We start from the raw sequence: 24,305 nt of genomic DNA, 5'->3' as shown, positions 1-24,305 counted from the left end.
CTAACATTCTATTTTGTGCTTGCGTTCTGGTGGTGCATAAGAGGATTGAACGGTAGGTTTATTGTTTCGGTTCAGTATTTTAAATAATTTCGATTTATTTCGTTTTTTGAGGAATATTAATTATTTTCGATACTATTATAATAAATAACCAAGGTGAAGACTTGCATTTTTTTAAACCTAATGCGTGAAACTCCTATCCATAAGGGAATCTTCTGCATTTTTATAATGATGTAAATCGGACAATATGTTTCTTAAAGGAAATTGTATTCGAAACAATTGTTAACAGAAAGAAAACATTAAGTTAAAACAAACTTTTTGTTAAGAATATACTTTTGTCCCAAATTGCAAATTAACAATTTACACTAATATCTATGTTTAGTATTAACCCTATCCAAATTAATCTAAGGCACTCATCCTCGAAAGTGCTATTTGCAGCGCTGATAGTTGCCTGCAATCTGGATGTAGCTACGGCGGCTGTTCCAATGGAAAACAGTAGCGGAGCCACACACATTTTTAATCAGGGGAAGATTAGAATTAAAGGAAAAGTTGTAGATAGCAAGACACAGGAGCCCTTGGCATCGGTATCTATCCTTGCAGGCGGGGTAGCCAAGGGAACGACTGATCGAACAGGTCATTTTGAAATAGAGGTTGAAGCCGGTACTTCGATCCGTTTCCAGTTGATCGGCTATGAAGGGCAAACGAAGAGCTTTACAACAGCACAGTCAAATGCTCAAATCATGTTAAATGTAACTTCTGAGGCATTGAATGAGGTGGTTGTTACGGCGCTAGGTATTCAGCGTGAGGAGAAAGCACTTGGTTACTCCATTAGTACCGTGAAGGGGGAGGAATTGACCAATGCGATTTCAAATAACTGGACAGATGCGTTGACAGGTAAGGTGGCTGGTTTGAATTTGGTGAAATCGGGTGCTGGGCCATTGGGCTCGAATAAAGTTATCCTGCGTGGCGAAACATCCATGACAGGGGACAATGATGCGCTTATTATTGTGGATGGGATTATCATGGGAGGTGGGACTAAAATGACAGGGAACGGGAATTCGGCCTATTTGGATGGTGATTCACCCGTAGATTTTGGCTCTTCTTTGGCTGATATTAATCCTGAAGATATTGAGTCAGTTTCTGTTCTTAAGGGGCCTGGGGCTGCGGCATTATATGGGTATAGAGGATCCCGTGGTGCAGTCATTATTACTACCAAAAAAGGGAAGAGTATACAAAATAGAATAGGGGTTACTGTCAATTCAAATACTGCAATCGGGACAATTAATCGATGGCCTGATTATCAGTATGAATATGGGCAAGGTGCTATAGGACAGGACTTGTACTACTCCTATGGTCAATCGGAAGATGGTGCAAGTACGTTGAGCACCTCATCTGCTTGGGGACCTAAATTTGATGGTCAATACTATTACCAATATGATCCCGCTAATTATAGACAAACACCTGCCGAACGTACACTTTGGCGACCTTATGAAAACAATCGCAAGGACCTATTTCAAACGGAGCTGACTTCGACAAATTCCATTAGTGTTTCTGGATCTACAGATAAGACGACAGCACGCTTTTCTTATACCAATGTAACCAATAAGTGGATTATTCCCAATATGGGCTATAATAGGCACACAATTGCCACGCAATTTAGCAGTAAGATCACCGATAAATTGACTTTATCCACAAAAATTAATTTTAATAATAGAGGTTCTGACAATTTGCCTAATAGCGGTTATAATAATCAAAGCTATATGTATTTTGTTCGGGGGATTGTTCCGAATATAGATGCGGCTTGGTTGGATCAGAATTGGCTTCCGGGCAAGGAGGGCATTGAGCAAATGACACCATTTTCCAATTTACTGGATAATCCGAGAACGATTTCTTATGATATGGTCAATGCACAGAATAAAAATAACCTGATTGGAAATGTGCAGTTAGATTATAAGTTTACCAATGAACTAAGTTTGATGCTCCGTACAGGGATTGATATGGGGTATGACAAGCGTAAGCAGTCAAGACCTTTTGATACTTATAAATACGCGTTTGGTTACTATCGTGAACAATCTATTTATGCCGAGGAACGAAATTCAGATTTTTTATTACAATACAATAACCAACGTTCGGAAAACCATCGTTTTGGTGTTTCAGCTGGTGGAGCCTTATTAAACAACAAATACATTAAAGATGATGCGTCAGCAAATAGTCTGATTTATCCGAATCAGTATAAATTTGCAAATGCCAGAGAAAGGGTGCTATATGATCCGTATAGAGCGGAGTACGCTATTCATAGTGTCTATGGTTTGGCAAATTATAGTTATAAAGAAAGATATTTTATTGACGTTACAGGTCGAGTAGATTGGGCGAGTACATTGGCTTCTCCTAAAAGAAATGAAGTTAAGCCTTTCTTTTACCCATCGGTTAATACAAGCTTTATCCTAAGTCAAATCTTTGAATTGCCGAAATCAATCAACTATTGGAAATTACGGGCCTCTATTGCTGGAGTTGGAGGAGGAGGAACCAAACCCTTTAATAACTTTTATGGATATAGCAGTGTGATCGGATTTAACGGTGGATTATCTAATCCTTCGACAGTTCCTGACGAAAATTTGCAAGCCGAAAATACTTTGTCTTATGAATTAGGGACAGACTTTCGGATGTTTAAAGACCGAATAAAACTGGATCTGACGGTGTACCGTACATTGATGGATAAGCAGTTAATTGAAACACCTGTAGATCCTTCCAGTGGTTATAGACGAAAGTTTACCAATGGTGGAGAAGTTAAAACTCAAGGAATTGAGATTGCTTTATCGGGAGATATTTTGAAAAGTCAAAACAAGTTAAACTGGAATATGTATGGAAATTTTACCCATTATGATTCGGAAGTCGTTTCTATACCGGCTTCGCTTGAAGGGAGACTTATTCTTTCTACATTGTTTGGTAGCCGTGGTACTATAGAGGCTATACCAGGGCGTAGATTTGGTGATATATGGGGATTAGGTTATGAAAGAAATCCCGATGGAAAGATTATCTACGCTGATGGTATACCTGTATTGGCACAGGAGAGCCGTTATATTGGTAACCCTAATCCGACCACGAAATTTGGTTGGGGGAATGAATTCAAGTACAAAGGTTTCCGCTTTAATTTCCTATTTGACGGACAGTTTGGCGGGGTAGGTTATTCGTTAACGCATGCCGTTCTGATGGAAGAGGGAAAATTAAAGAAGACTCTTCCGGGGCGTTATACCGGTATTATTGGCGATGGCGTTGTGCTGAATCCAGATGGAAGTTATAGCAAAAATACGGTCGTTGCAACAGCTGGAGATTATTATGCAAGACATTTTAATCGTGACAATCTTGAATCAAATACGTTTTCTACTGATTTTATCAAACTGCGGGAGGTTAGACTGGATTATTCATTGCCGAAATCTTTTTTAAGCCGTTACAAAATTGAAAAGGCATCTATTGGGTTATATGGACGGGATCTTTTTGTATTTACTAAATGGCCAGCTTTTGATCCAGAATTTGCTTCTTTGACCGGTAGTGGAATTGAGAAAGGAGCTGAAATTGCTCAGTTTCCTTCGACGCGAACAATGGGTGTTAATCTATCATTTTCATTTTAATTATTGACGCTATGAAAAAATATATCCGTATAACATTTTTACTCATTCTCGGGAGTATAGTATTCCAGAGTTGTACTAAAGATTTTGTAGAAAAGAATACCGATCCTAATAAAGTTTCTGCCGTAGCACCGCAAAGCTTGATTGCACCGGCTTTAGTAAATGTGTTGAGTACTAATCTATCTCGTAATTTAAGAATCAATAACGAATTGATGCAGGTTACAGTCACAATAAATGATAATCTGGAAATTCAGCGCTATGAGATAAGGCCATCAGAATCGGAGTCTAGCTGGTCTGGCTGGTATGTGCAACTGACGAATATTAGAGATATATATCAGAGAGCTAATGATGCAAAACAGGTCGGTTATCAGACTTATATGGGCATTTCGTTGGTCTTAGATGCATGGTTAAGTTCGCTGATCACGGACATGTATGGTGATGTGCCGTATTTCGATAGTAATAAAGGTTTTTCCGATGGTAATCTCACCCCCAAATTTGATAAACAGGAGGATATTTATAAGGATATTTTCCGAAAACTAGAGGAAGCGAATGCCTTATTGAAAGAAAATGTCTTGGTAGAGTCGGCCAATAACGCGATGGATCCAATTTATAATTCAGATCCGGTAAAATGGCGAAAATTTGGCAACTCGTTGTATTTGCGCTTGTTATTGCGGGTTGCACATAAAACAGAAACGAATGCTGTTGCCAAGATTAAGGAAATATTAGAGACTAATGTAGCGGAATATCCGATTATGCAAAGTAATGCCGAGACAGCAGCTTTGTATTATACCAATGTACAGCCTTATATGAATCCCAATTATAATGTGCGCGATATTGATTTTAATGGCACTAGGGGGTATTCTGAATTTTTTATTAACAATTTGATGGACCTTGGCGATCCTCGTTTGAAGCTTTGGGCTACGGAGGCTACCCTAGGTGTCTATGGCGGTATGCAGTCTGGTTATGCTCGCGGAAATGTTCCTGAGCGTCAATCTACGCTCCTTGCAGCACTAAAGTCAGATGCGCACATGGGTAATATCATGAATTATGCTGAATTGCAATTTATCATAGCAGAATGTGCTTTGCGGAAATATATTGAGCTTGATGCCTCCGAAGCATATACTAAGGGAATTAACGGGGCAATGGAATATTGGGGGACTACTGTTCCACAGGGCTATTTGGCAAATCCAAAAGTGATCTTTTCGGCTGAGGATTCCGAAACTCAAAAGCTAAAAAAGGTGCATCTGCAAAAGTATTTTGCAATGATGTTTACGGATTTCCAACAGTGGTATGAATATCGTCGAACACAGTTGCTGGATCTGTACAAAGGGCCAGGTTTATTAAACAATGGAAAGATGCCGGTCAGATTAAATTACCCAATTATTGTCCAATCGCTTAATAGGGAAAATTACCAAGATGCGGTCAGTCGCATGGGCGGAGATGGAATAAATGAAAAAATGTGGTGGCAACCTACAATCAACTAGTTCATGAAAAAGTTAAAGTTAGTAATATGGACTGCGTTGGCGATGTCAACGCTCCTAACAGGCTGTAAAGAAGATATCAATGAGTCAATCGGAGAATTAAATCCTGAAATATCATTGTATACATTGCGTAGCCTCTATAAAAATACGGATCTACAACTCAACGAATCAAGTGCGCTTGGCGCAAAGTATGTGAAGGCGCTTGTGGTTTCACGCGCTGAGAATAAGAATTTGCCCGAAAATACAATCGCTGTTCAGAATATCTGGCGCAATCAGCGTAGAGGAATATTAGTAGAGGTTACTGATGCCTCGAGTTTCAAATTTGGTGACTCTGTTCAGATCAATATCGATGGTACAAAATTGGTCAAAAAATCTGGCTTAATGGTTTTATCGTCCGTTAAAAATCAACAGGTCAATGTCTTTGCGTCAAATAAAAACGTTGCTCCATTAGCGGTTTCGGTTGCAAATCTTAAAGCGAAATTCGATGAGTTTGAATCAACTTACATTGATGTAACTGCTGATGTAGAGCCAGAGCCTGCAACCGGAACAGCACTAAAAGGCGATAAGATCTTGATGGATGGAGATAAAAATGAGATAACCTTGCATACCGAGGACAATGCAACATTTGCGGGACAGTCTATTGCTCCCAGCGCCTCTTTCAGAGGAATAGCATTCAGAGAGGGGGATAAATTGCAAATCCGAATGCAGGACTACTCCGACATGGCTTATGCAAGTGGTAAACTATATGCTGGATGGCCGGAGACTTTTGATGCTGTAGACGCGAGTGTGAAAGGAAGTTACGATATGGGCGAAAAGAACGACGTCTCTTTCCCAACTGGGCAATGGAAGTTATATCAGGCAATATTGGGTACTACTGCTGGTCGTGACCGTATTGTTTCTGGTAAAAATGCGATACGCATGCAACAGAATTTAAGTGTGGATGGTCATGTGCAGATGAATTTTGATGTACCAAATGGCGCTTCAAAAGTGACGCTTTGGTATGGCTCATATTATACGGATCGGTCATGCACGTTTAAGTTGGAATATTCTACGGATCAGGGTGCAACATGGAAGCAAACAGGTGAATCCATCGCAGATGCACATCCAACTTCGCAGAGCATGAATTCAAAACAGGCTGTATTTTTAATGAATATTCAAGGGGCTGTCCGTTTCAGGATTACCAAGCTTGGATTGGGAACCAGCAACAATGTCATTAATAATGGAAGGCTCGGCCTGGATGATATTGCGATCTATAAGAGTTATTAGATTGAACGATTGATGATGTAAACGTCCTGTGTAGTTAACACTCCACAGGGCGTTTTGTTGTTGGTATATATTTTTTAAACTCCTCGAAAAAAATGTTATCTTCATCATAACTATAAACGAAGACTTATGAACTTAACAGACTTAGTTACAGGCGGAATTGGCTCTAAAGCAATAGAAGCCATTTCTAAAATGACAGGTGTCAGTGAATCCAAGGCAAAATGGATTGTTGCGGCAGCTGTTCCTTTAATGATTGCGGCATTGAATTACAATGCAAAAAACAAAGGTCAAGCAGAAAATATTGATAAAGCGATCGACCAACATAGTGGTGGCGGTATCTTCGATAAGATAGGTGATTTATTTGGTCAGGGTGGATCTGATGACGGGAATAAGATTGTCAACCATATGTTTGGGCAAAATACAGAGGTGGTGACACAGAATATTGCCGATAAAGCTGGTATCAGTTCAGCGCAGGTAACTGGTGTTTTGGCGACACTGGCGCCTATTGTCATGAGTTATCTAGGACAACAAAAACAGGCATCCAGCGGTGGTGGTATTGGTGACCTGATCGGATCTGTTTTAGGCGGCGGTGGGCAGCAAAGTGCCGGCGGTGGTATGCTAGGGGGGATCCTTGGTTCATTTTTGGGTGGCGGACAGGAAGAACCTGCACAAGAAACACAACAGGCTTCCACAGGTGCTAGTATGACCGATATGTTGGGCGGCTTGGCCGGCAGCTTTTTTGACAAAAGTAACGATGGCCAATCCAAAGGAAATATCCTGGACTCCATAGCGGGAATGTTTGCGAAGTAAAGTAATCTTAAAACATAAAAAAAGTCGGTAATTTGATCAGTTACCGACTTTTTTTATGTTGTATTGAATTAATCTTCTACCTTCACTTTAGGCGGAAAATTCTTATGTTTTCTTTTGCTGATTTTGTCTACATTAACAGGTTGAGGAACCTTGACATAGTATCCTGTTCCGTCATATTCCCGTTTATTCGGACTTTCTTTGCAGGCGACAGAGCAACAGCCTTCCATTTCCCATCCGCATTCGTCACACTGGGTGAAATGCTCATTACATACGGGGTTGGCACAGTTGATCATCTTGGTCGTCTGTTTACCACAATTGAAACAGGTTGATACCACGGATGGGTTGACCGAATTAACATCTACTGTGACACGGTTGTCAAAGACATAACACTGTCCTTCAAAATCTTTACCACCGGCCTCTTTACCATATTTAATAATTCCGCCATGCAATTGGTAGACATCCTCAAACCCTTCTTTTAATAGTAAGGCCGAAGCTTTCTCACACTTGATCCCACCAGTACAGTAGGTCAATATTTTTTTGCCCTTATATTGCTCTAATTCCTTGATTTTTTCCGGAAATTCGCGGAAGTTATCAATGTCCAAAGTCACCGCATTTTTAAAACGGCCGACATTATGCTCGTAGTTCGAACGCACGTCCAATACAACCACATCTTCCTGATCCTTCATTGCTAAGAAATCTTTTGGCTCCAGATGCACACCTGTTTGGCGGTTTGGATCGATTTCTTTCGGGTCTCTTAATCCAGAGTGCACGATTTCAGCTTTGTAGCGGCAGTGCATTTTGATAAAAGAAGGCTCTTCAACATTATCGATCTTAAATTCGGTTTTGTTGAAACGGCCATCCGCGTAAACTGCATCCATATATTGTTGGCATGCTTCAGTCGTACCCGAAACGGTACCATTAAGACCTTCGTCCGCAACAATAATACGGCCTACTAGGCCAAGTGATTTACAGAATTCAAGGTGGTCAGCCGCAAACTGTTCGGCATTTTCGATAGGGCTGTAACAATAGTACAGCAATGTTTGATATTGTGTCATGATATTCATTGATACCGCTGCAAACGGCGTTTAATGCAAAAATAAATTCCCTGCAAAGCTACGAAAAATAATAAACGGAAGGAAATGACCTTCGTCACCTTTTCTTCAAAGGTTCCAAAAGGTACTCCAGACCGTTTAGCTTGATCTCATAGAGCGTGGCCAGTTGCTGACCTAATTTGCCTTTAGGGAACCCTTTTTGATTATACCAGACCAAATAAGGCTCTGGGAGATTGCATAACGTGTAACCTTGATATTTACCAAAAGGCATTTTAACCGTTACAAGTTCAGTAAGGATTTCGGGATTTAGCATTAGTCTTGGGGTTTTCCGTAATTAATGCGGTACCAGATCGCTTTTAATGCGATGATTCCATGATTGAATAGGTTGGGAATAGTACCATAATAGTGTTTGAAGATAGCGAAGCGCTCTTTTAGTGACTCTTTATGTTTCTGTTTTGACATCCCGCCCACGAGGTAGCGGGCTACATATTGATGGGCATTAACAGACTTATTTGCTTTTTTAGCACAGCGAATGACCCAATCTATATCCGCGCAGAGTTTGTAATTGAGGTCGTAGGGTTCTGCAATAGTCCGTTTGATATAGATGGCCTGATGACAGATGTTCATCCCATAGCGAAAGCTCTTCCAGTCAAAATTTGCCGGTACTTTATGTCTTCGCTCACCAATAATCGCCCTGTTGTCATCTACCAATATAGTTTCACCATATAGGATATCAGCATCATCACTGAGTCGCGCTAGGTTTTCAATGCTATTCAGGTCGTATATTTCGTCACCGGAATTCAAAAAGAGAACATAATCACCTGTAGCCAAGGCAAGGCCTTTGTTCATCGCGTCATAGATTCCCTTATCTTTTTCAGATAATAAAACGGCAATTTTATGCTGATATTTTTGAATAACGGCTAAGGTGCCATCCGAGGATTCCCCGTCAATGACAATATATTCGATATTGTCGTAAGTCTGATTAACAACAGATTTGATGGTATGCTCAATATCCCGTACATTATTGTACACGACCGTGATGATTGAAAATTTTGGATGAGCAGCCATAGCTATTTGTTGAGTTCGTTAATTTTTTTCTTGAGAAATCGGATGCCTCGATTGAACCAAGAGCCTTTTCGATGTGCGTAGAAATATTTGATAGCTTCATAACTCTGTGTATTCTCCGCTATTTCGGTAGGGAAAGCATGTACAGGATGATCTGCTAAAGTCACCTGATAGGTTGATTCTGCAGCTGTATGCGTGCCTGTACCATCATTACCGATGTTCTGTGTCATCGAATTCCTCGGATACAAAACTAGCCCATTTTTTTTGAATATCGAAGCGTACCAGCGAATTGCCCAGGAGTTGATCTTTCCAGTGCGAAGCTCCTGTACCTGCTTCCAAAAGTTTTCTTTTCCTTCAATACTGAACTGATGAATTTGTTCCTCCGAAAAATCGGAAACAAGCTCATCTATGTTGGGGTTGAAATGTTGCCATGCACGATCCCATGTTGCCCATCCCCAGCTATTGGCGACCCGGAAGAAAAACGTTTCTGGAAGCTCATTCAGATTTTTTACAGGATAGCCATAGCCACTGATCTGCATCACCTGTTCGTCCGCTTTATAGCGGTCTAGTGCTTTATTAAAGTAATCGAGTGCAAATGCCGATGTTTCAAGATCATCTTCTAACACGATAATCTGTCCATGTTCATGGACGACCTTGGTAACACCATCGATAACATTGGCAGCTAGGCCCCAATTTTTGTCCCGCTCGACTATTTTAATCTGTTTAAAAGACCAGGACTTTTTTATAATCCGACGTACCTCTTCTACAGCCTCAATCGCGTGCTCATCTTTTGCGGCATCCGAATAAATATAGAGCACGGTCTGATCAGCGTATTTGTTTCTCTCAAGTGCAGCGAGTGTCTTGAGCGTATGTGCAGGGCGATTATATACAAAGAGTAGAACTGGAGCAAGACTGATCATCTATCAAAAAATTTTGTTAAAAGCTTTTTTATTAGCCTGACGGGTATTCCGGACTTCTCCGGTCTTGCCCAATAGTCTAAAAGCGATATTGAGATAACTTTTTGTTTCAAAAATACGACCTTTCCCTAAAGAAGACAGCATTTTCTTTATGCTTGCTAATATAGCCATCGTAAAAGCCTTTGTAAACGTATAATTGATATTGCAATACTCCGTCAGATGATAGACGAATTCACTCTTTAGAAAAGCTTTGTTATCCACTTGGCGTTGCTGTCTGTCGTGATAGGCCTTGGCATCTTCGGCCAGCACAAAATCCAGTCCATAATATTGGATGCGATTCGCGTAGTCTTTATCTTCTCCGTAGTGGAAAAAGATCGGAGAAAAACCACCAACTTTTTTGATTACTTCGTCGGGAATAAACCAAAATGCAGCATTCACGAATGAACAAGTTCGATAGGAATTCTTAAGCTGCGTATGCTTTGTATAGACTGAGAACCCATGGTCAAGTTTTTCCTCCGTTCCATCGTAATGGATGGGGGAAATAATTCCAATGTTTGTTGTATTTACCTTGACCAGGTTGGCGATACAGTTCTGATCTATCCAAGCATCCTGATTGACTAAAAATGCGTAGTCATACTCTTCCTTTAGGGCGATAGACAGTCCAATGTTATTGGCTTTTCCAAAACCGAGGTTTTCCGGACTTTCTATCAGTCTGACTGTAGGGTAAGTTTCTTTGATGATGCCGGTGGTGTGATCCCTTGAGTTATTATCTATAATAAGGATGTCCGTTGGATGGCTTGATGATAACAAGCTAGACAAGCATTTGTGAATCCAAGGCTCAAAATTATAAGAAACGATTATGGTAAGAATCTTGATCATCTATTTTTTTCGGATAACTGTGATGAAATAGTGAAACAATTCAAGTAGAATACTTGGTTTAAAGATTCTATTAACGATGATATATAGACATACAGCGATAGCAATAGTACTTGTAAACCGAAGATAAAGGTTGGCGATGGAAGTGGTAGCATAATGTGCTGCTAGGCAGCTAATCCCTGCTAAAACAGCATATGAGAACACATCCCGCATCAAGTAGTTGAATGAGTAAGTCATATAAGGTTTGGCCGAAGCGTACCAGACAAATATCCATAGCGCGTTTAGTCCAGCAGTTAGCGTAATTAATGTTTCGAGACCGAGCGATTTGCCAAAGACCAAAATTGCAATTTGGAGTAACCCAAAAATGACGATATTGCGCATGTAGATCTGAGACTTGCCCTTGCTGATAATCAAGCTTGAAAAGACATTACTTACTGAGTCAAAGGCCGCACCGATACAGAAAATCTGAAGAAATATTACGCTTTGTAGCCATTTATCTGTGATCGTGATAATAATAAAGTCTTGCGCTACCGTTGTTAAGCCAAACAGCATTGGAAAAGCCAAAAAGGCTGTGAACGATATTAACTTACGAAATACTCGTACCTGTCGGTCCTTTTCATCTTCTATTTCCCGAAGAATTGGCTGGGTGACATTATTGACCATATTGGTCAAAATGGACTGAGCCATTTGGCTCCATTTGTTGGGATTTATTGTATAACCTAACTCTCTTTCTGTATAATGATCCCCTAATACAGCTGCATAGACATTTTTATTGATATTGATAAAAATATTGGTTACCAAAATCTTACTGCTAAACCCGAAGATATCCCGAATAGGTTGAAAATCAAATGTGAAACTAGGTCTAAATTTGGAGAAATACCAAAATCCGAGCATATTGAAGCCGCTATAGGAAACAATTTGAACCGCAAATGCCCAATAGGCATAATTTTGATAAGCTAAGTACACTCCAATGGTGTTCGATAGAATGAGCGCCAAAGTTCCTGTGATTACCCGTTCCTTGATCTTTAAGTTCCTAAAGAGAAAGGCATTGTGTGCTACTCCAAAGCTACCTAGCCAAAAGGAAAGGAAAGTGAAGCGGCTCAAATCGACAAGTACGGGTTGGTCATAATGCAGGGCAATCAGAGGAGCTGCTAAAAAAAGGATAATATAGATGAATGTGCCTATCCCAACACTTGTCCAGAATACAGCATTGTAATCTTTATGCTGAACCTCCTTCTTATTGACAATACCATAGACAAATCCACTTTCCTGAAACGCGGATGCCAGGACTGAAAAAATAGTAATCAGACCAATTAACCCGTAATCCTCCGGATCCAGTTTACGATTGAGTAGAATGCCGAAGCCGAATCCCAAAAACTGCTGGATGATACTCGCCATACCACCCCACAGCAGTCCTTTTGTTGTTTTTGATTTTAATGAGTCATTTTCCGTTTGCGATGACATGCTGAATTAAATGAGCGGCAATATTAAAGTATTGCAATTGTATTCGCAAATTCTTTTAAGGAGACATCAGTCGGATTGATGTCAGTAATCAGATAAGAAATATCACGTAGCGGTACCACTTTCATTTTCTGGACGGAATTGAGCTTCTCTGCGATACTGAGTATAGCAACTTTCTTTGAGCATTTAATCATCGCACGCTTGATCTGCACTACTTCCCAGTCAGAGTCTGTTACTCCATCTTCCACGGAAAGTGAATTAGTGCCTAGTAGACAGAGGTCTACTTTTAGATCTGCCAATTCATTGGCTACCTGTGCGCCAGATACAATATTGGTATTCCTTGAAAGCTTTCCACCGACCAGGATCACTTCGAGGTTTGGTTTTTCGGCCAGTTCCAATGCAACTAACGGACTGATCGTGAAAAATGTACATTGAAGATGGTCAGGAATTGTCCGTGCCAGCTCAATCAGGGTTGTTCCTCCACCGACCAATACCGTCATGCCATTGGAGATCAAAGAGCTTGCTTTCTTGGCGATTTCTTTTTTCGCCTCTTTCGCGTAGACATTGCCGTCCTGAAAAGGAAACTGAAAAGATTTGGAAAGTGCTCCACCATAAACTTTTAATACCTTTCCATTTTCCGCAAGCTCGTTCAGATCACGTCTGATGGTATCTTCGGATACATTGAGCTGCACACTTAAATCTGAAGATAAAACTTTGTTATGTAGATTGATCTGATGTATAATAAATGCTTGTCTTTCTTCCTTTAACATTGATCTTTGGTTTTAATCGGAGTTTTTAAACTAGTTGAAAAAAATCAGTTTAAATGTATGAAAATTATTCTTCCTTTTTATCAATTTTTGTTAAACCCGCTTTAAAGCGAGGTTTAAAGCCTGTTGGTTTGTTTGTAGGCTGTTCCGGCACTGCTTCATCGCTCGGTTGTGGTTCGACAGGCGGATTGCTTTCATTTTGAGGAGACGTTGTTTGTGGAGTGTGTACTTCTATCTGTTCTGTGCTGATTTCTTCTTTTTGAGCAGCCGCTTCCTGTGTAGAACCAATATTTTCTGTCTTCGTTATCCCAGCCTTGAACCTTGGTTTAAAGCCTGTTGGTTTCGATGTTTCTGTAGTCGAACTGCCCGATACCTCAGCAGGTGAAGATGTATTCGCTGTAGTAGTACCATCCACTGTTGCTAAAGGCGTAGCTACATCCGTCCTCGGGGAGGCTTCGGCTTGAACAGGTTCAGCAGCGTTTGTTACGCCCGCTTTAAAGCGAGGTTTGAACCCTGTTGGTTTGTTTGTTGTTGGCTGTTCCTGTACTGTTTCATCGCTCTGTTGCGGTTCGACAGGCGGATTGTTTTCCTTTAGGGGAAGTGTCCCAGCCTTGAACCTTGGTTTAAAGCCTCTTGGCTTCGATGTTTCTGTAGTCGAACTGCCCGATACCTCCGTAGCTGCAGATGTATTCGCTGTAGTGGTGCGATCCGCTGTTGTTGAAGGTGCAGTTATATCAGCTTCAGAGGAAGCTGCGGCATGAGTAGGTTCTACAGTTTTCGTCACCCCCGGCTTGAACCTTGGTTTAAAGCCTGTTGGTTTTGCCGTTTCTGGGACAGTTTCTTTCGGCGATTCTTTAGGTGTGGGTGTTTCAGTTGTCGACTCGGTACTTTTAGTGACGCCCGGCTTGAAACGGGGTTTAAAACCTGTAGGTTTAGCCGTCTCTGAAGCAGCGTCTTTCGGCAATTCTGTAGGTGCGGACGGCTCCTCGGATGAATTCGCTGTGTTTTTAGTGATCCCTGGTTTAAAGCGTGGCTTAAATCCTGGAACCGAATTTGCAGCTGCTGTCGAAGGTTCTGTTTTAGGTTCCTCTTTCTGCTTAGCAGGCTCCGCTGGAGCTGTCGCTTTAAACCTAGGTTTGAAACCTGCAGGTCTTATGGCAGCGGCATCCGTTGCCGCCGGAGCCGTCTCAACAGGATCTGTCTGGAGAGTTTTTTTGACAACCACTATTTCTTCTTCCGCCAGATGATAGCTCTTACGAAGCTTGTTGAACCAAAACTTCTTGCTATGATCAAAACTTTTCTCGCCCATAGCAGAATAGTGTGCTTTGAACTCTTCAAATAAAGGTTCATCCGCCGCTTTTAAAGCTTTTAAATCAATTTTCTTTTTCGCGAAAAATTCTTCAAAAGTCATCCTGTTATGAGTTTGATATAGTCTATTACAAATGTAGTAATTTTTCTGACGGTGCTGAGAGGCCTTGCAATAAAAAAAGAGCGACAAGCGCTCTTTTTAGATATTTTGTGAGATAAACAGCTTAAGCCATATTATGGTATACAGCTTGTACATCGTCGTCTTCTTCGATTTTATCGATCATCTTCAATACATCAGCCGCTTGTTCCTCTGTAATCTCAGCGTGTGATAGCGCAATACGCTCCAATTTTGCCGAGGTTACTTCGATACCTTTTTCTTCCAGCAATTTTTGCATGTTACCGAAATCCTCAAAAGAAGTCTGTACTACAGCAACATCATTGCCCTCTTCATCAGCTTCAACGTATAATTCTTCCAAACCACCATCGATAAGCTCCAGTTCCAATTCTTCAAGATCCAATTCGTCTGTCGCTGCAAAGCGGAAGATGGATTTGCGATTGAAAATAAAATCCAATGATCCAGTTTTTCCCAAGGATCCTCCAGCTTTGGTAAAATAGCTGCGGATATTTCCTACCGTACGGTTGGTGTTGTCTGTCGCTGTTTCAATCAAGACTGGAACACCATGTGGGCCATAACCCTCATATACATATTCTTCATAGCCTTTTGAATCTTTCTCCGAAGCACGTTTTATAGCCGCTTCGATACGATCTTTAGGCATGTTTACAGCCTTAGCATTATGTATTGCTGTACGAAGTCTCGAGTTGGTTTCAGGGTGCGGGCCGCTTTCTTTAACCGCCATAGCGATCTCTTTACCTAAACGTGTAAATTGTACGGCCATCTTTGCCCAGCGTTTGAATTTCCGCTCTTTTCTGAATTCGAAAGCTCTTCCCATTGTTATATTTTGTTTTTAAGATTCTCAATCATATCGACTGTCATCTTCTGGATGTCAAACTCTGGCTTCCAGTTCCAGTCTTTGCTTGCGTATGAATCATCAAGACTTGCAGGCCATGAATCGGCAATCTGCTGTCTTGGATCATTCGCTACGTAAGAGATTGCAAAATTAGGAAGAATTTTTTTAATTTCTTGTGCGAGTTCTTTCGGGGTAAAAGTAATACCACCAAGATTATAGGCGTGACGGATGCTCAGACTTTCCTGTGGCGCGTCCATCAGTTCAAGCGTACCACGGATGGCATCTTCCATATACAACATCGGTAATGCGGTGTCCTCGGAAAGGAAACATTCGTAGGTGCCCGTTTTTAATGCCTCATAGAAGATATCAACAGCATAATCTGTCGTTCCACCCCCTGGTTCTGTCTTCCAGGAGATAATACCGGGATATCTTACACTACGGATATCCAATCCACGATGCTCCTGATACCATTCGATAAGACGCTCACCGGCAAGTTTACTGATTCCATAGATGGTATTCGGATCCATGATACAGTATTGTGCTGTATTCTCCTTTGGCGAGTGCGGGCCGAAGACAGCGATGGAACTAGGCCAGAATATTTTTGAAACTTTATATGTAACTGCAAGGTCAAGCACGTTGAGTAAGCCATTCATATTAAGCTCCCAGGCTTTTTCAGGATATTTCTCTCCTGTTGCTGAAAGCATGGCAGCCAATAGATATACCTGAGTAGGTTTATATTTTTGAAACAGGACGTCAAGACCATTTTTGTCCAGGACATTTGCAATTTCAAAATTCTCGTCGGGGCTTTTTGTTTGTGGTTCTCTGATGTCTGTGGTGACAACATTTTCTGCTCCGAATTTTTTACGCAGAGCGATTGCCAATTCAGTACCGATTTGGCCGTTTGCACCAATGATAATAATGCTTTCTTTCATGATGCAAATATAACGGCTTTTCAGTATCTAGCAACTGTTTGATGTAAAGGGCAGTCTTCTAAAAATGTTAATTTATAGACTCTTGGCACTGTTTTTATGAGATTTTAAACCGTTTCAATCGTTTGTTCTTTTTTTTTGAACGAGCAGCGAAAATTTTTATTTTTTTTGAATTATCGATACGCTGTTTTTTAATGCCATATACTAGGTTTTATATCGCTCGCTTTTTGATTAACGATAAAAAAAGAGCGGGAGTTGTGACTTTTTTAGCAGAGCAAGCTATATTTTGTTATTTTAATAGTGTAATTAGGGAATATTTTTTAAATTTGAAGAATTCATTCTTCAAGAATCAACTAAAAACAAAATCAAATTTATATACACAATTTAAACACAGACAAAAATGAAAGTGGCAGTAGTCGGCGCAACAGGCCTTGTAGGTACTGAGATGCTAACCGTGTTGGCGGCGCGAAATTTCCCAGTAACAGAATTGATTCCAGTAGCTTCAGAGCGTAGCAAGGGTAAGGAAATTGAATTCAAGGGAAAGAAGTATAAGGTGGTTACACCATCTGAGGCTATTGCTTTGAAACCTGATGTTGCATTGTTCTCCGCTGGAGGTGACACGTCCAAAGAATTTGCACCAAAATTTGCAGAAGCTGGGATTACAGTTATTGACAATTCTTCAGCATGGCGTATGGATCCGACAAAGAAGTTGGTCGTTCCAGAAGTAAATGGCGATGTGTTATCTGCTGATGACAAGATCATCGCAAATCCAAATTGCTCAACTATTCAAATGGTAGTGGCGTTAAAACCATTACATGATAAATATAAAATCAAACGTGTCGTTGTTTCGACTTATCAGTCCGTAACAGGTACCGGCGTCAAAGCTGTTAACCAGTTGATGGATGAACGTGCCGGTAAAGAAGGCGAAAAAGCTTATCCTTATCAGATTGATTTGAATGTCATTCCACATATCGATGTATTCCAGGAAAATGGCTACACCAAAGAGGAAATGAAAATGATTTTGGAAACAAACAAAATCATGCGTGACGATTCGATCAAGGTGACAGCAACAACTGTACGTATTCCTGTAATGGGTGGACACTCCGAATCATTGAACATTGAATTCGAAAACGACTTTGATTTAAATGATGTACGTGCTGCATTAGCTGCTCAAAGTGGTTGTATTGTTGTTGATGATCCTGCTAATCTTCAATACCCGATGCCAAAAGATGCGCACGGTAGAGATGAGGTTTTTGTAGGACGTATCCGTCGTGATGACTCACAACCAAATACACTAAATATGTGGGTAGTAGCAGACAACTTGCGTAAAGGCGCAGCAACAAATGCTGTTCAAGTTGCTGAACTATTGGCAGAAAAAGGATTGATCTAACTCAAGTAGATTCCATCATATTGAGCCCCCATGAAGCAGTTCATGGGGGCTCTTTTTGTTCCTCATACCTGCGTGATAGCTAGCTATGCACTGTGTGGATGTCTAACAAATCTGTTGCTATGGTGTCAAAGTCTTTGGCAAGATGGAAAAATCAATCTTATCATTCAATGGTACATAGCTGTCTTTTTCCTGCTCTTCCAGTCGGTCAGGAAATAATATGCCGAAGAGGTGATCCGTTTCATGCTGGAAGATTACTGCGGTAAACCCTTCAATATTTTCTTCGATAACTTTTCCATCTTTATTGATGTATTGTAAACGGATCGCGTAGCTCCGCAAAACGTCTTCTTTGCGATTCGGGATGGATAGACAGCCTTCGGCGCCTTTTCGTTTTAGCTTTGAACGCCATAGGATTTTAGGATTGATATAGAACTCAAAAGGTTGCTCCGGTTTGTCAAACCGCTGTACCCAAATGAGATTCTTGTTGATCCCAATTTGGGGTGCAGCTATTCCTACCCCCGGATGATTCGGGTCGCGCACTGTGGCAAACATCCGCTTGGACAGCGTCTCTATCAACGGATCATTGTACTTAACATCACTGCTTGTTGCTTTCAATACCTTTAAATCTTTTTCATCGGTAGTTTGTAATACACGAAGAAGTGTGTTTTCATCCCCTGATAGAATAATCTTCTTGTCAGCTTCTGTAAATTCTTGCCCGGCATTCAAGTTGACCGGTCGCTCATTCTTCGCTTTATGAAAGGCTTTTTCTCCTGCCATAATTTTTGTTTCTAAAGTGTTTTCAACTGGGGGAACAGGACAACGATAGCCGTTGCTGTAGGCACAATAAGGATTGTAAGCCTTATTAAAGTCTATCTCAATGCTGTTGCCCTTGATGTCATCTGTGGATAAGTCGATATAGCGTCCGCCACTATAACTCTCCTGGCCGTTTGTCTGATCTAAAAATGGTAAAAATAAATGTTTTTTGTAGGCAGGATTTTGAAATAAGGATACACTCTGGTAAATATTCAATGTTCTTTCTGCCCCGTTCAGCGGAAATGTCACAACTGCATAACGTTTGTATTCGTTACTGGTACCATCATAGGTGGGCATACGAAAGACAGGTTCATCAAATAAGACCTCTATTTTAGCTTTAATTTTATAGGTTGGATTTACTGGGAAGTAATCTAAAGACGCTACTTGTTCTGCTTTTAGTGGACCAAATTGCTCTTTGGCTAATTCCACAGCTTTTTCCTTGCGTTGTGCTAATATTTACTGCTCATAATTGCTCTGGGCATGACCATATAGGCAAAAGGCAACAAAGAGACTGGCAATAACTGTTTTTTTCATGTATATTTTTAATAGTCTATCAAAGTTATAGTTTTTTTAATGAATTGGAGTTTTATACAATAAAAAATAAAAAAATGTTGACGTTTCGTGAGCTAATCACATGCAGAAGTAGAATCTCAGCGCGCTCATATCTTGATACTCAAATCTAAATTGTACTTTTGTAAAAAAAATAGGTCCATGAGATTAATGGCATTTGATTACGGTACAAAACGAATTGGGATTGCAGTCACCGATCCAATGCAGATTATTGCCACGGCACTGACGACAGTGCATCCGCAGGATGTCTGGGACTTCTTGACAGAATATCAGCAAACTGAGGCGATCGAAACATTCGTTGTTGGCAAACCCAAGCAGCTGGATGGATCGGATTCCGAATCAGCTGCGCATGTGGTAGGCTTTGTGCGCAAACTGAAAAAGACCTATCCGGCTATCCCAGTTGTGGAAATTGACGAACGCTTTACTTCAAAAATGGCCTCCGCAGCCATTGCTCAAAGTGGCAAAAAGAAAAAAGACCGTCAGCAGAAAGGTTTGATAGACACGGTTTCGGCAACAATTATTTTACAGAGCTATATGGATAGCCGTGGTTTCTAAATTAACATTTGGGATGAATATCCTTGCGCTCAACAACTGACTTACTTGATTGGAGATCGTGGTTGGTTGATCATAAAACCCATCTTGCTGATCGAATAAAAACGGAGGCCGGGGAGCTCATTTAATAATAATTACAGATGAAAAGCATATTATTTTTTACAGAAGACATAGATTTCAAACTAAAAGAAAAAGGCAAGATCCGTCAATGGATTGCTAACGCGATTAAGGATGAGGGGTTTAAACGTGTGGGCGAACTGAATTTTATCCTTTGCTCGGACGCCTATCTGTTGGAGATCAATAAAGAATATCTGAATCACGATACCTATACCGACATCGTTACGTTCGATTCGTCCGAAGATGAAGATACCATTGCTGGCGATATTTTTATCAGTGTGGAGCGCATTCAGGAGAATGCACAAAAATTTAATGTTGCCGAGCGTGATGAATTGCACCGGGTCATTATTCACGGAGTTATGCACCTGTGTGGATATCCAGACAAAAAACCGGCAGATAAAGCAAAGATGACCGCCAAGGAAGATGAGTATCTAGGAAAAAGAAATTTCTAGATTTTTATATCCAATATTGGGGTATCCAAGCCATTGGATACCCTGTTTTTTTTTATCTTAGCCTATCTTTAATTTTGCCTTTCTATAGAGCCTTATTCAGATATCCATGCTGTGAAGTGGCGCTCTTTTTACCGCATTTTGCGGATTTTTTATGTAAATGATCTGCCTTTTTGGCTAAAATTTGCCCTCTAAATAAAGCACAAATTGTAAAATACAACCGCGATATCTTACCCGTACGTTTTCCTCTGAAAAACTTGTCTTTTCGATTATATTTGATTAGCTTCAAAATACAAATTGTCTAAACCATTTATAGCGTGTCTGATATGAACGAATTAGAGGAGTATTTCCGGAATAACAATGCCAAACTGATCAACAAATGGATGCATTATTTCGATGTATATGACCGCCATTTCCGCCGATTTAAAGACAAAGAGATCGTTGTATTGGAAATTGGTGTCTTTCAAGGTGGAAGCCTACAGATGTGGAAGAAATATTTCGGCGACAAAGCAAAAATCTATGGGGTAGATATCAACCCCAATTGTAAGGCGCTGGAAGAGGAAAATGTCGAAATATTTATCGGATCTCAGTCAGACCGCAAATTCCTTCGTAAAGTGAAAGAGTCAATCCCGCCAATAGATATCCTGATAGATGATGGCGGACATACTATGTTGCAACAGATTATTACATTTGAAGAGCTATTTGGACATGTAAAAGATAATGGGGTTTACCTTTGCGAAGATCTGCATACCTCTTACCAGGTTTTTTATGGCGGAGGACATAAACGCAATGGTACATTTATCGAATATAGTAAGAACTTTATTGACTACATCAATGCCTACCATTCAGAGCAGCGTGGGCTTAAAGTTAATGAATTTACTCGGTCGGTCAATTCTTTGCATTATTACGATAGCATACTGATTATTGAAAAGCTTAAGCGGGAACCGCCGACACATATGAGAACCGGAACCGCCACAGTAAAAGATTTTGATGCCCCTCCAACAGGTATCAGTGGCTTAAAATGGAAAATTAAGAAACCTGCCCTGACTGCGATCAACAAATTCCTCCGCTTTTTTAGGATAGGTGGATTTATGTGGCGATAGCAGATTGATCAACCTTCGATTTGCTAACTTATCGGAAGTCAATGTTCTGCCATAAAAAAAGCGTTGTACAACAGTACAACGCTTTTTTTTATCACATTACTAATGATTAAAATCTTTCAAATTGAGAGAAGAAGAAGTTACCTTCGATAGCCGCATTTTCATCAGAATCAGATCCGTGGATAGCGTTAGCATCGATAGATTTAGCATATTTATTACGGATTGTACCTTCCGCTGCATCAGCTGGATTGGTAGCACCGATTAATGTACGGAAATCTTCAACTGCGTTGTCTTTTTCTAGGATTGCAGCAACGATAGGACCTGAAGTCATAAATTCTACCAATTCACCATAGAAAGGACGTTCTTTGTGCACTGCATAAAATGCGCCAGCAGTTTCTTTTGATAATTGAATGTATTTCATTGCGATGATTTTGAAACCACCAGCAATAATATCGTTTAAGATTGCACCGATGTGACCGTTCGCTACTGCGTCAGGTTTAATCATCGTAAAAGTTCTGTTAGTTGCCATTATTTTAATTTTTTTGCAAACTTAGATAAATTGCTTTTTATATGCAATATAATTAGACTTATATAGGAACAATTTATTCGCCTTAGTGTGTTAATTTAATGTGCAGATGGTCGTAAAACAAGGCCAGTTTGATTGTGCTGAACACGTAGGTCCGGTCCTCTCCCTTCCATTGCACATCTTTTTGTCTTAAAAAATGTAATAGGCTCATTGGCAACAGATAATCGGCCGAAATAAAAAATCAACTGTAAACAAATCTATTCGATAAATATATTCGATATGAATATGTAACTTTGTAATGTTATGGCATTAAATCTAACAGTAGACATCGATAAAGATTCCGGCTTTTGCTTTGGAGTGGTATACGCCATCGATATGGCGGAGGAGATTTTGGAAGAGGATGGTTACCTCTATTGTCTTGGCGATATCGTACACAATGATGAAGAAGTCGCGCGCTTGAAAGCCAAAGGATTGCGTATTATTGATCATGCTGCATTGCCTACACTACAAAACGAGAAAGTGCTGATCCGTGCACACGGCGAAGCGCCAGAAACCTATCGTATCGCGTTAGAAAACAATATTACCCTAATTGATGCTTCTTGCCCGGTCGTTCTCAAATTGCAGAATCGAATCAAGACCTCTTTTGACCAGGATGAAAAGATCCTGATATTTGGAAAGCATGGCCATGCGGAGGTCGTCGGCTTGCAGGGACAGACAAATAATGAAGCGCTTGTATTTCAAGATATAGCTGAACTGGACGATGCCGATTTGCCAGCTTCATTTACGCTCTATAGTCAGACAACAAAAAGCGTGGATAAATTCTATGCCATCAAAGAGGAGCTGATCAGGAGAGGTTATGAAGTCAAGGCCAATGATACCATCTGCAGGCAAGTGTCTAACAGATATGAGGATCTTGGCGCCTTTGCCAGACAATATGACAAAATTGTTTTTGTGTCCGGTAAGAAGTCTTCGAACGGAAAAGTGCTATTTGAAGTCTGCCAAAAAGCCAACCCTGAAAGTTACTTTATTTCAGACCCTGCCGAATTGGATGCTTCAGTTTTTATTGAAGGCGACCGTATTGGTATATGTGGGGCAACCTCAACCCCAATGTGGCTGATGAAAGATGTAAAAGCTGCTTTAGAAGCGTTCTAGACGATTTTACCCGTCACAGATATTTCATATTACGCAAGTAAATCTGCGATACATGCTTTTTTGTTTATTTTTGTAGACTATGAGCAATAAAGCCAAAAAAGGGATTCTTTTAGTACAGTTAGGTACACCCGATAGTCCAACTACTCCAGACGTAAAAAAATATTTGACCGAATTCTTAATGGACCCCCGCGTCATCGATATTCCTTATTTCCAGCGGACGTTATTGGTGAAAGGAATTATTGCTCGTACCCGTGCACCAAAATCAGCAAAAATTTACGAAACAATCTGGGATAAGGAAACTGGATCACCCTTGATGCATTATAGTATACTACAGCGGGATTTGTTGCAGGAGTCGTTAGGTGAGGAGTACCATGTCGAACTGGCGATGCGTTACCAGAATCCATCCATTGAGTCTGCACTGCACAAGATGGAGGGGATGCTGCTCGAATCTATTCGTGTCATTCCGTTATTTCCCCAGTATGCGTCAGCTACTTCAGGTTCGGTCATTGACCGCGTGATGGAGCTGATCCGCAAATGGAACTATCTGCCTGAGATCAGTTTTGTAAGCAATTTCTGTGCGGATGAATTAATGGCAGAGACCTTTGCGGATCATGCGCGAAAATATGATCTTTCACATTTTGACCATTTTGTTTTTAGCTATCACGGCCTTCCAGTCAGACAGTTAGGTAAAGTGGATCCTACAGGCAAACTAAAATGCCCTGAGTCCGGTTGTGATTCCTGCAAAACAAATGTCAATACCTATTGTTATGTTTCTCAGTGTTATGCAACGACCCGGGCTATTGTTGATAAATTAGGGTTAAAGAAAGAACAGTACTCCCTGTGCTTTCAGTCTCGATTGGGTAAAGAACCGTGGATTCAACCGTATACTTCCGATCTGTTGCATGACCTCGCTGGTAAAGGCTACAAAAAGTTATTGGTCTTCAGTCCGGCCTTTGTGGCTGACTGTATTGAGACTATTGATGAAATTGGCGTAGAATATGCGAATGAATTCAAAGATTTAGGTGGAGAAGAAGTCTGTTTGGTGGAAAGTCTGAATGACGACCCTAAATGGATTGCCTCTCTGAAGCAATTGGCACTCAATGCCAAAAATTAAAACGA

General features: G+C 40.6%; 22 protein-coding genes. 10 read left to right on the top strand and 12 right to left on the bottom strand.

The genetic code is table 11. The features are described 5' to 3' along the window. The first annotated feature begins 371 nt into the window (after positions 1–371). The 4 genes from ABDW32_RS11290 to ABDW32_RS11275 all read left to right on the top strand — a co-directional run bounded on the left by ABDW32_RS11290 (position 372) and on the right by ABDW32_RS11275 (position 7,177). Positions 372–3,626: a SusC/RagA family TonB-linked outer membrane protein gene (locus ABDW32_RS11290; protein ID WP_343562427.1), complete on the top strand. Its 3,255-nt coding sequence runs from the start codon at positions 372–374 to the stop codon at positions 3,624–3,626. Between the two features lie 11 nt (positions 3,627–3,637). Further along, positions 3,638–5,107, top strand: coding sequence for a SusD/RagB family nutrient-binding outer membrane lipoprotein (locus ABDW32_RS11285; RefSeq protein WP_343562425.1), 1,470 nt, complete (start codon positions 3,638–3,640; stop codon positions 5,105–5,107). 3 nt (positions 5,108–5,110) lie between these two features. After that, complete coding sequence (locus ABDW32_RS11280) at positions 5,111–6,370, top strand: DUF5689 domain-containing protein (RefSeq protein WP_343562423.1); 1,260 nt, start codon at positions 5,111–5,113, stop codon at positions 6,368–6,370. Between the two features lie 126 nt (positions 6,371–6,496). After that, positions 6,497–7,177, top strand: a complete 681-nt coding sequence (locus ABDW32_RS11275; protein WP_343562421.1) for a DUF937 domain-containing protein — start codon at positions 6,497–6,499, stop codon at positions 7,175–7,177. A 68-nt stretch (positions 7,178–7,245) separates the two neighbouring features. On the opposite strand, the gene ABDW32_RS11270 is transcribed toward ABDW32_RS11275, so the two are convergent. From ABDW32_RS11270 to ABDW32_RS11225, 10 genes are all read right to left on the bottom strand, one after another. Beyond that, positions 7,246–8,232: a rhodanese-related sulfurtransferase gene (locus tag ABDW32_RS11270; protein ID WP_343562419.1), complete on the bottom strand. Its 987-nt coding sequence runs from the start codon at positions 8,230–8,232 to the stop codon at positions 7,246–7,248. A gap of 94 nt (positions 8,233–8,326) precedes the next feature. Next, a complete protein-coding gene (locus ABDW32_RS11265) occupies positions 8,327–8,542 on the bottom strand; it encodes a DUF3820 family protein (RefSeq protein ID WP_046673143.1) in 216 nt (71 codons plus the stop codon). Next, positions 8,542–9,297 (bottom strand): glycosyltransferase family 2 protein, encoded by a 756-nt coding sequence (locus ABDW32_RS11260; protein WP_343562415.1) that lies wholly within the window; start codon positions 9,295–9,297, stop codon positions 8,542–8,544. Before ABDW32_RS11260 ends, ABDW32_RS11265 begins: the two co-directional genes overlap by 1 nt. A gap of 2 nt (positions 9,298–9,299) precedes the next feature. Further along, positions 9,300–10,214 (bottom strand): glycosyltransferase, encoded by a 915-nt coding sequence (locus ABDW32_RS11255; protein WP_343562413.1) that lies wholly within the window; start codon positions 10,212–10,214, stop codon positions 9,300–9,302. 3 nt (positions 10,215–10,217) lie between these two features. Beyond that, positions 10,218–11,090 carry a glycosyltransferase gene (locus ABDW32_RS11250; RefSeq protein WP_343562411.1) on the bottom strand — a complete coding sequence of 291 codons (873 nt, stop codon included), beginning with the start codon at positions 11,088–11,090 and terminating at the stop codon, positions 10,218–10,220. Then, positions 11,091–12,551: a lipopolysaccharide biosynthesis protein gene (locus tag ABDW32_RS11245; protein ID WP_343562409.1), complete on the bottom strand. Its 1,461-nt coding sequence runs from the start codon at positions 12,549–12,551 to the stop codon at positions 11,091–11,093. Between the two features lie 23 nt (positions 12,552–12,574). Next, positions 12,575–13,318 (bottom strand): DeoR/GlpR family DNA-binding transcription regulator, encoded by a 744-nt coding sequence (locus ABDW32_RS11240; RefSeq protein ID WP_120260408.1) that lies wholly within the window; start codon positions 13,316–13,318, stop codon positions 12,575–12,577. 64 nt (positions 13,319–13,382) lie between these two features. Next, complete coding sequence (locus ABDW32_RS11235; RefSeq protein WP_343562406.1) at positions 13,383–14,726, bottom strand: hypothetical protein; 1,344 nt, start codon at positions 14,724–14,726, stop codon at positions 13,383–13,385. Positions 14,727–14,847: 121 nt separating this feature from the next. Beyond that, positions 14,848–15,573 carry a YebC/PmpR family DNA-binding transcriptional regulator gene (locus ABDW32_RS11230; protein ID WP_077437239.1) on the bottom strand — a complete coding sequence of 242 codons (726 nt, stop codon included), beginning with the start codon at positions 15,571–15,573 and terminating at the stop codon, positions 14,848–14,850. Between the two features lie 2 nt (positions 15,574–15,575). Next, a complete protein-coding gene (locus tag ABDW32_RS11225; RefSeq protein ID WP_343562404.1) occupies positions 15,576–16,523 on the bottom strand; it encodes an NAD-dependent epimerase/dehydratase family protein in 948 nt (315 codons plus the stop codon). 397 nt (positions 16,524–16,920) lie between these two features. On the opposite strand from ABDW32_RS11225, the gene ABDW32_RS11220 reads away from it, so the two are divergent. Beyond that, complete coding sequence (locus ABDW32_RS11220) at positions 16,921–17,910, top strand: aspartate-semialdehyde dehydrogenase (RefSeq protein ID WP_120260404.1); 990 nt, start codon at positions 16,921–16,923, stop codon at positions 17,908–17,910. A 117-nt stretch (positions 17,911–18,027) separates the two neighbouring features. Here ABDW32_RS11220 and def read toward each other — a convergent pair whose 3' ends face one another. Beyond that, positions 18,028–19,149, bottom strand: coding sequence for a peptide deformylase (gene def, locus ABDW32_RS11215; RefSeq protein WP_343562397.1), 1,122 nt, complete (start codon positions 19,147–19,149; stop codon positions 18,028–18,030). Positions 19,150–19,431: 282 nt separating this feature from the next. On the opposite strand from def, the gene ruvX reads away from it, so the two are divergent. The 3 genes from ruvX (at position 19,432) to ABDW32_RS11200 (ending at position 21,511) form a co-directional block, all read left to right on the top strand. Further along, positions 19,432–19,845, top strand: a complete 414-nt coding sequence (gene ruvX / locus ABDW32_RS11210) for a Holliday junction resolvase RuvX (RefSeq protein ID WP_343562395.1) — start codon at positions 19,432–19,434, stop codon at positions 19,843–19,845. Between the two features lie 137 nt (positions 19,846–19,982). After that, a complete protein-coding gene (gene ybeY, locus ABDW32_RS11205) occupies positions 19,983–20,411 on the top strand; it encodes an rRNA maturation RNase YbeY (RefSeq protein WP_343562393.1) in 429 nt (142 codons plus the stop codon). A gap of 323 nt (positions 20,412–20,734) precedes the next feature. Beyond that, positions 20,735–21,511, top strand: a complete 777-nt coding sequence (locus ABDW32_RS11200; RefSeq protein WP_343562391.1) for a class I SAM-dependent methyltransferase — start codon at positions 20,735–20,737, stop codon at positions 21,509–21,511. Between the two features lie 106 nt (positions 21,512–21,617). Here ABDW32_RS11200 and ABDW32_RS11195 read toward each other — a convergent pair whose 3' ends face one another. After that, a complete protein-coding gene (locus ABDW32_RS11195) occupies positions 21,618–22,037 on the bottom strand; it encodes a nucleoside-diphosphate kinase (protein ID WP_077437233.1) in 420 nt (139 codons plus the stop codon). A 300-nt stretch (positions 22,038–22,337) separates the two neighbouring features. Between ABDW32_RS11195 and ABDW32_RS11190 the strand changes: the two genes are divergently transcribed. Both ABDW32_RS11190 and hemH read left to right on the top strand, forming a co-directional pair. Then, entirely contained in the window at positions 22,338–23,186 is an 849-nt protein-coding gene (locus ABDW32_RS11190) for a 4-hydroxy-3-methylbut-2-enyl diphosphate reductase (RefSeq protein ID WP_343562389.1), read from the top strand. A 79-nt stretch (positions 23,187–23,265) separates the two neighbouring features. Next, positions 23,266–24,300, top strand: a complete 1,035-nt coding sequence (gene hemH, locus ABDW32_RS11185; RefSeq protein ID WP_343562387.1) for a ferrochelatase — start codon at positions 23,266–23,268, stop codon at positions 24,298–24,300. The last annotated feature ends 5 nt before the right edge of the window (positions 24,301–24,305 follow it).

Source organism: Sphingobacterium sp. (assembly GCF_039596235.1).
Classification (GTDB): domain Bacteria; phylum Bacteroidota; class Bacteroidia; order Sphingobacteriales; family Sphingobacteriaceae; genus Sphingobacterium.
Note: the sequence above shows the minus strand (reverse complement) of the source record. Positions and strands in the feature narration are given on the sequence as shown.